An 11,837-nucleotide genomic window follows, 5' to 3' on the forward strand; every position below is an offset into this window, starting at 1 on the left:
GCCACCAGGGGGCCGGTAGCGCCCACGAACAGACTCACGAAACTGGTAATGGCAGAAGCGATAAACACGCCGAACGGGCCAAAAGAGGCCTTGGGCAATCCGGGGCCCCAGCACAGGTAAAGCACGAACAGGGCAATGCTCAGTTGCCACAGNNAATCCAAGCCAGGTGCCGGCAAAGCCGCAGGCGATCATGGCCAGAATAAAGAGCAGCCACTCCGAAAACACAAAACCGGCCACGCCGAATACCAGGGCCTTGGGGGCGTGCTGCAGGGTCATGGCGGTGCCAAAGGTGGCGACGGTGCGGAAGCGGTCGGTGTGAATCTGCTTGATAAACGCCGCTACGAGGGGTCCGGTAGCGCCCACGAACAGGCTCACGAAGCTGGTGATGGCAGAGGCGATAAATACGCCGAACGGGCCAAAAGAGGCCTTGGGCAATCCGGGGCCCCAGCACAGGTAAAGCACGAACAGGGCAATGCTCAGTTGCCACAGATGAGCCGGCAGATCGACCAGCAACCAGGCACCCAGTCCGGCACCGGCCAGCACGCCGGGGGCGAAGGCGGCAATCACTTTCCAGTCAATATGATGCCGGGTCAGTACGGCCCGGCCACTGTTTGAACCGAGCTGAATCATGCCGTGAACAGGAATGATCGCCGCCGGTGGCAGCCAGGATGCCATCAGTACCAGCAGCAGGACACCGCCGCCGGCGCCCAGGGTGGCGGTTATCATGGAGGTAACCGCTGAAGCCATCAGCAGGAACACAATCACGCTGGTGCTCAGGGCTTCCGGAAACACGATCAGGCTCATGGAACTCACTCTGGTATTGGCGTAAGCTCCTGAGTTTCCGGTTTATAGCGGGAATGTCCAGGGGACTTTCGCCGAAGAACAACAAGCAGGGTTGCCAATGAAACCGTCCGAATATCTCCGTTACGATGCCACGGCCCTGGCCGATCTGATTCGCCGGGGTGAAGTCACCTCCCGGGAAGTGACCGAGGCCGCTATCGACCGTGCCAGCGCCGTGAACCCGCGCCTGAATGCCGTCTGCCACCCGCAGTTTGCGGAGGCCATGGATCAGGATTTTCCTGCAGAGGGCCCCTTCGCCGGGGTGCCCTTGTTGCTCAAGGATCTGGCACAGGAACAGGCCGGGCATCCCTGTACCTACGGCAGCCGGGCTCTGCTGAAGAACGTCGCTACGCGGGATTCCCAGTTTGTGCGCCGTGCCCGGGAGGCAGGGCTGGTTTTTCTTGGCCGCACGGCAACCCCGGAATTTGGCCTCAAGGCCGTGACCGAATCGGCGTTGTGGGGCGCCAGCCGTAACCCCTGGGATACCGAGCGCACGCCGGGCGGCTCCAGTGGCGGTTCCGGCGCTGCGGTCGCGGCCGGCATTGTGCCCATGGCCGGTGCCAACGATGGCGGTGGCTCCATTCGTATTCCGGCCGCCTACAATGGCTTGTTCGGGCTGAAGCCGTCCCGGGGCCGGATTTCGGTTGGCCCATACGCTGGCGAGGCCTGGACCGGAGCGTCCACCGATCATGTGGTTTCCCGCACGGTCCGGGACAGCGCCGCGATGCTGGATGTGCTTTCCGGCCCGGCCAGTGGCGATCCGTTTACTATTCCACAGCCATCGGCCCCCTGGGCGGACCTGATGCAGCAGTCACCGGGCCGCCTCAAAATCGGCGTATTTACCTCGTCACCCTATGACACCGAGGTAGCGCCGGAATGTGTCGCCGCAGTCGAAGAAACGGCCCGCCTGCTGGAATCCCTGGGCCACAACGTAGAATACGCCCGCCCGGAATTCGATGGACTCGCCCTTGCCCGTTGCTACCTGGCGCTTTATTTCGGTGAGGTGTCTGCCCTCATGGAGCGCGCGAAAACCGAATTCGGCGCCATCGATCGGGACTTTGAGCTGGAAACCCGGCTGCTGGGCATGCTCGGGCGCACCATGCCGCTGCCAGACTATGTTCGCCTGCGCCAGCAGTGGAACGATTTCGCCCGGGCTCTGGGGGCCTATTTCGACCGTTTTGATCTTTATCTGTGTCCCACCACCGGCCAGTTACCGGCCCGGATCGGGCAAATGGACACACCGGCTCACCTGAAACTGGTGGCCCGGCTGATGCTCGGTCTGAAAGCCGGAAAGTTGGTGCACAAGAGTGGACAGGTGGACCAGATGGCTCTGGAAAGCCTGGCCAGGACGCCATTCACCCAGCTGGCCAACCTGACGGGAACGCCGGCGATGTCGGTACCCCTGCACTGGACCCGTGACGGGCTGCCTGTGGGGGTGCAGTTCGGGGCGGCCCACGGTGGTGAAGACCGCCTGCTGCAGGTTGCTGCTCAACTGGAAGAGGCGAATCCGTGGTTCAGCAACTACGAGCGCCTTGAGGATGCTTTCTGAGGTCGAAGAAAAAACCTTCTCCGGGGGTTGTGATCCGCGGTGACCAACTCCACGTTTATCTTTCCATGTGGAACAGGCTATGCTGTTAGTCAGGGACACCGGTTCCTGACCACCCTGATGGCATCGAGGAGGCGAGCATCTTATGAACCAATCGATGGCAATCGACGATCTGGTATCCGTAGCGCAGGCTGAAGCCATGGGGGAACTGGACGCCCCGATGATGGCGATCGTCCTGTCCAGTGATCAGAGCTACGACCTTCCTATCAACTCACTGGAGACTGATGCCGACAAGGCTCGCTGGGGGCTTATTCTGAGAGCAGCCAGGGAACATGTGGAGGCCGACGCAGTTGCGGTGCTCTATCCGGCCTGGACCACCATCCGCCGCAAACCGGCCGAAGGCCAGCCCGAGCCTGAGCAGGCGGCGACTGATGACGACGCCCGGGATGACGATAATGGCCCCATCGATACCCTGTTCGTCCAACTTCACACCCGTGATCGCATCTACTGGCGGGGTTTCGAGCAGATCCGCGACCCGCGTCACCAACGCATTATCGGCTTCCGCCGGATCAAGGCGCTGTCTACCGACTACGACCGAGATAACGCGCCGTCCGTGGCCTCCTGGCTGAGCACCCTGTTTGAGCCGCTGCCGGATGAGGGCGAGGAAACCGACGTGGATCGGGAACTGGCAGATCTGCTGGAAGAACCGGAAGTCAGTGCGGCCCTCTATCCGAGGCAGATGCGCTCGCTGCACTAGTGTTTGTACCAGGCTGACCCTGATGTCAGCGTACTGACATCAGGGTCAGACACAACTGGGCGTTCTGGATAAAGTGGCCAAACGCTGCCAATTGTTGTTCTGATGGCACATAGCCTGCTGCCGCATTGTCCGCGTAGAACAAACCTACCAACCGGCCCTTGGCTTTCAGCGAACCTGTCAGCGCCGGTACTTTCCCCAGCCAGCGATCGTAGGGCACCCCTTCGGTCTGCTTTCGCGGTTCATAGACGGCGCAGGGGCCATGGGGTAGCAGTGACCCGAGCGGGCCGGTGCCATCTTTCTTGATGATGAAGTGCTCACGCCATTCTTCGGTGCCGCGGCCACCTACCTTGCGCGGTACCAGTAGTTCGCCGGAGCGGTCGGTCATCAACAGGGCTACGCGCTGCATGCCGATGGCCCGGTGAATCCCCTCAATCACTAACTGGCAGACCTCATTGATGTCCGGTTTTTCCGCCAGGGTCTGGGTCAGCTCCCGCAGAATCTGCAGTTGCAGATCGGAGTCCATGGCCGGGGCCTGGGCATCGGGGGCTGACTCCTGGTTGCCCGGCAGCAGGGCCGTCACTTGCGGGATGCCGAGAGAAACCGCCACTTTGGTGGCCTCCTAGGCATTCACCTTGAGCTGGTCACGGATGGCGGCGGGTGTCTCGCCGATGTTCATCAGCAAAGCGCCGATAAAGACTTCTTCAAGGGCGTGCTCGGTACGTTTGAGCATCAGGCAGCGGGCCTGTACCGTGGCGTGAATCGCCCTGGCCAGGCATCGCAGCATGTGGGGGCGATCATTGCGTTTAAGCAGGGAATCGACAATCAGAGACGAAATCGCCATGGACTTCACGGCATCAAAGCCGATCAGCGTGATGGCCCGGCTGACCGTGCTGACCTGGGTGCGGGTCTGTCAGGTACCTTTTGGTGTAAGGGCAACTACCCACCTGCCGGCCACCGGGCGGGATTCGGGTTTGCCCCCTGAATAGGCTATAATCGCCGGTTTTAACGACGCATCTGCAAGGCACTGATCGTGATTGTATTTGACCAGGTAGAAAAGTCGTACCAGGTGGCTGGCCGGGCGATCCCCGCGCTGCATCCCACCAGTATGACCATCGAGACCGGTGAGGTGTTCGGCATCGTCGGCCACTCCGGCGCGGGCAAATCGACCCTTGTCCGACTGATCAACAAACTGGAACCCTCCACCGGCGGTCGCATCCTGATCGACGACGAGGACATCACCCGCTACAGCGCCGCAGAGTTGCGGGCCTTCCGACGCAAAGTGGGCATGATTTTCCAGCATTTCAATCTGCTGTCGTCCAAGACGGTGGCTGACAATATTGCCTTCCCGATGAAGCTGGCGGGCATTTATTCCAAGGCTGAAATTCGCAGTCGGGTGGATGAGCTGCTGGCACGGGTGAGCCTGAGCGATCATGCCAACAAATATCCGTCTCAGTTATCCGGCGGGCAGAAACAGCGGGTAGGCATTGCCCGCGCTCTGGCCTGCAGACCGACTATTTTGCTGTGCGATGAAGCCACCAGCGCCCTGGACCCACAAACCACCCAGTCGGTACTAAAGCTGCTGGCGGACATCAACAAGGAACTGGGCCTGACTATTGTGCTGATTACCCACGAGATGGATGTGGTGCGCCGTGTCTGTGACCGGGTGGCGGTGATGGATGCCGGCCGTGTGGTGGAAATGGGGCCGGTCAGTGAAGTCTTTCTGCACCCCCAGCACCCGACCACCCGGGATTTTGTGTTCGAAAGCGAAAACGTCGATCGCGATGAGTTGCAGGAAGATCTGCAGAAAGCCGAGGGTCGTATTCTGCGACTGACGTTCAAGGGGGAATCCACGTACAAACCGTTGCTTGGTAGTGTTGCCCGGGAATCCGGTGTGGATTTCAGTATTCTCTCGGGCAGGATTGATCACATCAAGGACACGCCCTACGGCCAGTTGACCCTGTCGTTGGTGGGCGGCGATCTGGAGGTCGCCATGAAAGCGCTGGAAGCCGCTGAAGTTCATGTGGAGGTGGTGCGCTGATGGAAGCCTTGATGGAAAGCCTTATGGGGAACGTGGACTGGGCCGAAATTGGCTGGGCCAGTTGGGATACCCTGGTGATGGTGGGCATGTCGCTGTTGTTCAGCGTATTGATTGGCTTGCCCATAGGTGTGCTGTTGTTCCTGACCGGCAAGCGTCAGTTGCTGGAACAGCCGGTGGCCTACGCCATCCTGTCGTTTATTGTGAACGTGCTGCGCTCTGTGCCCTTCATCATCCTGCTGATTGTGATGATCCCGTTCACGGTAATGCTGATCGGCACCTCCCTGGGGGTGGCCGGCGCGATTCCCCCGTTGGTGGCCGGTGGTGCTCCGTTCTTTGCCCGCCTGGTGGAAACCTCCTTGCGGGAGGTGGACCGGGGCATTATTGAAGCAACCCAGGCCATGGGTGCGAATGTTCGGCAAATCATCTTTGGTGCCTTGCTGCCGGAGGCACTTCCCGGCATTATCGCGGGCATTACGGTAACGGCCATTACTCTGGTGTCTTACGCAGCCATGTCTGGCGTTATTGGTGGCGGCGGCCTTGGCGACCTGGCGATCCGGTTCGGTTACCAGCGGTTCCAGACCGACGTCATGGTGATTACTGTGGCCCTGCTGGTGATCTTTGTGCAGGTGTTGCAGATGGCGGGCGATCGCCTGGTTCTGTATTTCAGCCGTAAATAATTAACGCAGGAGATTTGTTATGAACCTGAAGAAAACTCTGGTGGCTCTGGCCGCTGTTGCAACCTTCTCGACCGCTGCTTCGGCAGAACAACTGTCCGTGGCCGCGACTCCGGTACCCCACGCCGAGCTGCTGGAATTCGTGAAGCCGGCCCTGGCGGAACAGGGTGTGGAGCTGGATGTGAAGGTGTTCACCGACTACGTGCAACCCAACATCCAGGTTGATCAGAAGCGTATGGATGCCAACTTCTTCCAGCACCAGCCGTACCTGGATGAGTTCAACGACGGCCGTGGCACCAATCTGGTGACTGTGACCGGCGTTCACGTGGAGCCGTTCGGCGCCTACTCCAGCAAGATCGAGTCTCTGGACGAGCTGAAAGAAGGTGCGGTTGTGGCCATCCCCAACGACCCCACCAATGGTGGCCGTGCTCTGCTGTTGCTGCAGAAAGCGGGCTTGATTACCCTGAAGGACGAAAGCAAGATCACTGCGACCCCGCGTGATATTGCCGACAACCCCAAAGACCTGGACTTCAAGGAACTGGAAGCGGCGACCCTGCCGCGTATCCTGAACCAGGTGGACCTGGCGCTGATCAACACCAACTACGCGCTGGAAGCGGGCCTGAACCCGTCTGAAGATGCTCTGGTGATTGAAGGCTCCGAATCTCCTTACGTGAACATTCTGGTCGCCCGTCCGGACAACAAGGACAGCGAAGCCATGCAGAAGCTGGCCAATGCCTTGAAATCCGATGCGGTGAAAGACTTTATCAAGGAGAAGTATGAGGGTGCGGTTGTTCCGGCGTTCTGATACCGGCAGTTAGGCCTCACTCACGAAAGGACAGGGTAAAACCTGTCCTTTTTTTATACCTGGAATTGACCGAAATGACGCAGTTGCTGTCGCTTGCGTCATGTGCGCGATTGGTCAAAAAAGGTACAAGTGTTCGCCGAGTTGATAAATAGCAAAAACAATAGTTCGGAGAACTCACCATGATACGAATGAAACAGTCTCGTGCCCGCCGCGGTATTCAGACATTGCTGCTTGCGTCGTCTCTTGCGCTGGCCGGTACACCAGCACTGGCCCAGGAGAACACACGTGATGTCATTTTTGTTGGCAATAACTGGGAAGGCATGATCGATGTGATTGATGCCGAGACCTATACCAGCCTGGGGCGCATCAATGGCATCCCCGACAAGCGCCAGCGTATGACTGAAATTCTCTTCAACCCGATACGACTGGTGTTCTTCAAAGCGGTACGTTACCTGATTGGCGAAGGTAACGATCAGTATGTGGACGATATGTACAGCTCCCCGGATGGCCGGCTGCTGATTGTCTCCCGTCCGAGTTTTGCCGATGTGGTTGCCATTGAGACCGGGACCGGGAAAATCGCCTGGCGTTTTCAGGTAGAGGGCTACCGTTCCGACCACATGGCTCTGTCACCGGATGGTAACCGGGTCGCAGTTTCGGCCTCTACCGGCAATGTGGTTCACGTGTTGGATGTGAATACCGGGAACGAGATTGGTCGCTTCCCCACCGGGAATTCTCCCCATGAGAATGTCTATTCCCGGGATGGCAGCAAGATCTACCACGCCAGCATTGGCCATGTATTCACACCGCTGGACAAGAATCTGTTGGATTTCACCAAGGGTGAGCGCCGCTTTCAGGTGGTGGATGCCAACTCACTGGAGATCATTGAACAGTTCGATTTTGCCGATAAGCTGAAGGCGGCCGGCCTGGGCAAGCTGAGCCCGGCCATCCGGCCCATGGCTCATACTCCGGATGAACGTTTCTTCTATTTTCAGTTGTCGTTCCTGCACGGCTTTGTGGAGTACGACATGGAAGAAGGCGTGGTCACCCGATTGGCCGAGTTACCCAATCTTGTGCCGGACCTGCCCCGGGAACTCTACATCAATGATTCGGCTCACCACGGCATTGCCATGAATGGCGACGGAGATGCTCTGTGTGTGGCAGGTACGATGAGTGATTACCTGGCGATCGTGGACCGCGAAACGTTTGATTATCAGTTACTGACTGGCCTCGGCGAGAAGCCTTATTGGGTAACGACCAATGAAGCGGGCGACCGTTGTTACGTCTCCTGGAGTGGTACCGACCAGATGTCAGTGATTGATATCGATACTGCGACTGAATTGGCGCGGGTCGATGTCGGAGATCATCCTCAGAGGATTCGGGAAGGGCAGGTACCGGCACATTGGTAAGTGCCGGTGAAGAGGGCAGGTTTGAACCTGCCCTCGGATAACTTCAACGCAACAGAGTGGATCAGTCACCACTCCAGTTAGCGCGTGGGTCTGGTGTCATCCGCAGGTAGGACTTCACGGCTTTGTAGCCTTTCGGGAAGCGCTTTTTGATCTCATCTTCATCCTGCAGGGACGGCACAATCACCACATCACTGCCACTCTCCCAGTTGCCGGGTGTGGCCACGCGGTGTTCGTCGGTCAGTTGCAGGGAATCGATTACCCGCAGCACTTCATTGAAGTTACGACCGGTGGATGCCGGGTAGGTGATGATCAGTCGAACCTTCTTGTTCGGGTCGATGATAAACAGCGAACGCACGGTCAGGCTGTCGTTGGCGTTCGGGTGGATCATGTCGTACTTCTCGGACACCTGGCGGTCGTGGTCTGCAATGATCGGGAAGTTGACCGTGCAGCCCTGAGTTTCGTTGATGTCTTTGATCCAGTCGTGGTGAGAATCGACCGGGTCGACACTCAAGGCAATGGCCTTGACGTTACGCTTGGCAAACTCGTCTTTGAGCTTGGCAGTCAGGCCCAGCTCGGTGGTGCACACCGGGGTGAAGTCGGCCGGGTGGGAAAACAGCACGCCCCAGCTATTGCCTAGCCACTCGTGAAAGCGAATGCGGCCCTCGGTGGAATCCTGTTCAAAATCGGGTGCAGTATCTCCAAGACGCAGACTCATACTTACTCTCCTTCGACACGGTTGTTGGCAAATTCGTGTATTGCGCCGGCGTTGCCCGCCGTTGTTGTCTGATCAGTGTATACGAGTAACTGTGGTGATGGATGCGCCAGTTACAAGGGGGGCTTGATCTGGCGCATCCAACGGATCGCTCACATCCTTGTGAGCGTCTTGCATAGACAGGGTATTACTCCACGCCCAGAGCCTTCTGCTTCTCGAAGTGCTCCCTGGTCAGTCGGAACACTACCGGGCTCAACAGCAGCAGGGCGATCAGGTTGGGCAGTGCCATCATGGCGTTCAGGGTGTCGGCCACCAGCCAGATAAAGCCCAGGTTGATGGTGGCGCCCACCGGAATGGCCACAATCCACAGTACCCGGTAAGGCAGAATGGCCTTCACACCGAACAGGAATTCAATACAGCGCTCGCCGTAGAAAGACCAGCCAATGATGGTGGTGAACGCGAAGATCGCCAGGGCAATCGCCACCACGTAGTTACCAAAGCCCGGCAGGCCGGTTTCAAAGGCCAGGGACGTGAGTGCGGCACCGGTTTCACCGGACGTCCAGGCACCGGAGGTGATGATCACCAGACCAGTGATGGAACAGACAATGATGGTGTCGATGAAGGTGCCCAGCATGGCCACCATGCCCTGCTTGACCGGGTTCTTGGTTTGCGCTGCCGCGTGGGCGATGGGGGCAGAGCCGAGACCTGCTTCGTTAGAGAAGATGCCCCGGGCCACACCAAAGCGGATGGCTGCCCAGACCGCAGCACCGGCAAACCCGCCCTCGGCTGCAGCCGGGCTGAAGGCATAGCTGAATACCATGCTGATGGCTTCCGGAATCTGGTTGGCGTTAATGGCCAGTACGATCAGGCCAATCAGCACATAGGACACAGCCATAAACGGCACCAGCGCACTGGCTACCTGGCCGATACGCTTGATACCGCCAATCAGTACCATGCCCACCAGTACCATCAGGATCACACCGGTTACCCAGTGGGGCAGGCCAAAATTGGTTTCCAGCACATCGGCGACGGAGTTGGCCTGAACCGTGTTACCGATGCCAAAGGCGGCCACAGAGGCAAACACCGCAAACAGGATGCCTAGCCAGGCCCACTTGCTGCCGAGGCCGTTACGGATGTAATACATGGGGCCGCCCACGTGGTTGCCGCGCTCGTCCACTTCCCGGAAGCGAACCGCCAGAACGGCTTCTGAATATTTGGTGGCCATGCCCACCAGGGCTGTGAGCCACATCCAGAACAGCGCACCGGGGCCGCCGAGGAAGACTGCGGTGGCAACACCGGCAATGTTACCGGTACCCACGGTGGCAGACAGTGCGGTCATCAGGGCCTGGAACGGGGGAATATCGCCGTCATCCTCGTCACCGCGGGCCCGGCCGCTCCACATCAGGCGGAAACCGGCGCCCAGTTTCATGATCGGCATCAATTTCAGGCCAATACTCAGAAACAGGCCGACGCCCAGAATCATCACCAGCATGGGAGGGCCCCATACCAGTCCGTTGATTTCACTTACAAAATTGGAAATGGCTTCCATGGGTTCTCCCACTGTTTACCACGGATGAATCAGGATTATTGAGCCCTGAAAGGGCATAACCCATTGAGTTTAGTCGACAATTATCCGATGTAAACCGTTTTCATAACGCCGGTTTTTCATTTCTGTGTGCTTTGCCTATGTTTAGGGTATGGAAGTGCTCAATCGGGCACCGTTATTCTGTCTGAAAGGAAGTTGTCGATGCGCTCATTGAAAATATCTGAAGTGATGTGGAACCACATTGAACCGATACGCTGTGGTACGCCGGTCACCAGGGTGGTGAAAGCCCTTCTGGCCAATCATGTTACCGGTTTGCCGGTGGTGGATGATCATCGCCGTGTGCTGGGCTTTGTCTCGGAGCAGGACTGTATACACTCGCTGCTGGTCAGCAACTACCACCACGAAGGTGATCCCATTGTGGATGACGTGATGTTCCGGCAGCCGATGACGGTATCGCCGGAGATGTCGGTGGTGGATCTGGCCCAGAATCTGGGAGCCGGTAAGCCAAAAGTGTACCCGGTGGTTGATCATGGCAAACTGGTTGGTATCGTAACGCGTACTGCCATTCTGGCGGAATTTGCCAAGTCCGGTTTCAGTATCGACAAACCCAGCTATGCCGGGGCTGAGGACTGATCGCTAACCACATCTTTAACTCCGGGGGGATCTATGGACCTGTTATCCACCAACGTCTGTTTCGACGGGGAACACCGCCGCTATCGCCATACCTCCGCTACCCTGGAGTGCGACATGGAATTTGCGGTGTTTCTTCCTCCTGCGGCGCTGGGTGCTCGGGCCAAAGAGGTGCCGGTGCTGTACTGGTTGTCGGGCCTCACCTGCACCGATCAGAATTTCATGCAGAAAGCCGGCGCCCAGAAACTCGCTGCAAAGCTGGGCCTGGCCATTGTCTGCCCGGATACCAGTCCCCGAGGCGTGAATCTGCCCGGCGAGGATGACAGCTATGATTTTGGCTCCGGAGCCGGTTTCTATGTGAACGCGACCCAGCAGCCCTGGGCGCCGCATTACCGGATGTATGATTATGTGGTCAAGGAGCTGCCGCAGCTGGTGGAAAACGAGTTGCCGCTGAACGGCGAACGTTCGGTCAGTGGCCATTCCATGGGAGGGCACGGGGCTCTGATTGCGGCTTTGAAGAACCCGGGGTATTACAAGTCGGTATCGGCCTTTGCTCCAATTGCCAACCCCATGGCCTGCCCCTGGGGCCAGAAGGCGTTTAGCGGATACCTGGGTGACGATCAATCGGCGTGGGAAGCCTGGGATGCCACCATGTTGATTCCGACGGCAAAGGAACGGCTGCCGCTACTGGTGGACCAGGGTACGGCCGATGAGTTTCTGGACAGCCAGCTGAATCCGGATGCCCTGGCCGATGTGTGTGAGAAGTTTCATCATCACCTGAACCTGCGTATGCATCGGGGCTATGACCACAGCTACTTCTTTATCGCCTCGTTCATTGACGATCACTTGAACCATCATGCCCGGGCGCTGGGGCTGATCTGAG

The 11,837-nt window shown here is 58.4% G+C and carries 11 protein-coding genes and 3 pseudogenes; 8 read left to right on the top strand and 6 right to left on the bottom strand.

Annotation, left to right across the window (positions count from 1 at the left end; all coding sequences use genetic code 11):
* Both B3Y70_RS17650 and B3Y70_RS08165 read right to left on the bottom strand, forming a co-directional pair.
* Positions 1-152 (bottom strand): annotated as a pseudogene (locus B3Y70_RS17650) (sulfite exporter TauE/SafE family protein); the annotation flags it as partial.
* A gap of 2 nt (positions 153-154) precedes the next feature.
* Positions 155-804, bottom strand: a pseudogene (locus tag B3Y70_RS08165) (TSUP family transporter); the annotation flags it as partial.
* Positions 805-901: 97 nt separating this feature from the next.
* Here B3Y70_RS08165 and B3Y70_RS08170 point away from each other — a divergent pair.
* Positions 902-2,389: an amidase gene (locus B3Y70_RS08170; protein WP_286896338.1), complete on the top strand. Its 1,488-nt coding sequence runs from the start codon at positions 902-904 to the stop codon at positions 2,387-2,389.
* Positions 2,390-2,531: 142 nt separating this feature from the next.
* The gene (locus B3Y70_RS08175; protein ID WP_011783800.1) at positions 2,532-3,143 is read left to right on the top strand and encodes a hypothetical protein; all 612 of its coding nucleotides are present in this window, start codon (positions 2,532-2,534) and stop codon (positions 3,141-3,143) included.
* 25 nt (positions 3,144-3,168) lie between these two features.
* Here B3Y70_RS08175 and B3Y70_RS08180 read toward each other — a convergent pair whose 3' ends face one another.
* The gene (locus B3Y70_RS08180; protein WP_273030788.1) at positions 3,169-3,750 is read right to left on the bottom strand and encodes a hypothetical protein; all 582 of its coding nucleotides are present in this window, start codon (positions 3,748-3,750) and stop codon (positions 3,169-3,171) included.
* Positions 3,751-3,762: 12 nt separating this feature from the next.
* Positions 3,763-4,035, bottom strand: a pseudogene (locus B3Y70_RS08185) (HDOD domain-containing protein); the annotation flags it as partial.
* Between the two features lie 138 nt (positions 4,036-4,173).
* On the opposite strand from B3Y70_RS08185, the gene B3Y70_RS08190 reads away from it, so the two are divergent.
* The 4 genes from B3Y70_RS08190 to B3Y70_RS08205 all read left to right on the top strand — a co-directional run bounded on the left by B3Y70_RS08190 (position 4,174) and on the right by B3Y70_RS08205 (position 8,066).
* A complete protein-coding gene (locus B3Y70_RS08190) occupies positions 4,174-5,181 on the top strand; it encodes a methionine ABC transporter ATP-binding protein (protein WP_014420170.1) in 1,008 nt (335 codons plus the stop codon).
* Complete coding sequence (locus B3Y70_RS08195; protein WP_014420171.1) at positions 5,181-5,858, top strand: methionine ABC transporter permease; 678 nt, start codon at positions 5,181-5,183, stop codon at positions 5,856-5,858. The genes B3Y70_RS08190 and B3Y70_RS08195 overlap by 1 nt, the downstream gene beginning before the upstream one ends.
* Positions 5,859-5,877: 19 nt before the next feature.
* Positions 5,878-6,660, top strand: a complete 783-nt coding sequence (locus B3Y70_RS08200) for a MetQ/NlpA family ABC transporter substrate-binding protein (RefSeq protein ID WP_011783807.1) — start codon at positions 5,878-5,880, stop codon at positions 6,658-6,660.
* Between the two features lie 179 nt (positions 6,661-6,839).
* Entirely contained in the window at positions 6,840-8,066 is a 1,227-nt protein-coding gene (locus B3Y70_RS08205; protein WP_206854073.1) for a YncE family protein, read from the top strand.
* A gap of 61 nt (positions 8,067-8,127) precedes the next feature.
* On the opposite strand, the gene B3Y70_RS08210 is transcribed toward B3Y70_RS08205, so the two are convergent.
* Both B3Y70_RS08210 and B3Y70_RS08215 read right to left on the bottom strand, forming a co-directional pair.
* Complete coding sequence (locus B3Y70_RS08210) at positions 8,128-8,781, bottom strand: peroxiredoxin (RefSeq protein WP_022993419.1); 654 nt, start codon at positions 8,779-8,781, stop codon at positions 8,128-8,130.
* A gap of 184 nt (positions 8,782-8,965) precedes the next feature.
* Positions 8,966-10,327 carry an alanine/glycine:cation symporter family protein gene (locus B3Y70_RS08215; RefSeq protein ID WP_022993418.1) on the bottom strand — a complete coding sequence of 454 codons (1,362 nt, stop codon included), beginning with the start codon at positions 10,325-10,327 and terminating at the stop codon, positions 8,966-8,968.
* A gap of 198 nt (positions 10,328-10,525) precedes the next feature.
* Between B3Y70_RS08215 and B3Y70_RS08220 the strand changes: the two genes are divergently transcribed.
* Positions 10,526-10,957 carry a CBS domain-containing protein gene (locus tag B3Y70_RS08220; RefSeq protein WP_153739772.1) on the top strand — a complete coding sequence of 144 codons (432 nt, stop codon included), beginning with the start codon at positions 10,526-10,528 and terminating at the stop codon, positions 10,955-10,957.
* A 33-nt stretch (positions 10,958-10,990) separates the two neighbouring features.
* Positions 10,991-11,836 (top strand): S-formylglutathione hydrolase, encoded by an 846-nt coding sequence (gene fghA / locus B3Y70_RS08225; protein ID WP_153739773.1) that lies wholly within the window; start codon positions 10,991-10,993, stop codon positions 11,834-11,836.
* The last annotated feature ends 1 nt before the right edge of the window (position 11,837 follow it).

Source organism: Marinobacter sp. UBA5687 (assembly GCF_002420325.1).
Taxonomy (GTDB): domain Bacteria; phylum Pseudomonadota; class Gammaproteobacteria; order Pseudomonadales; family Oleiphilaceae; genus Marinobacter; species Marinobacter nauticus.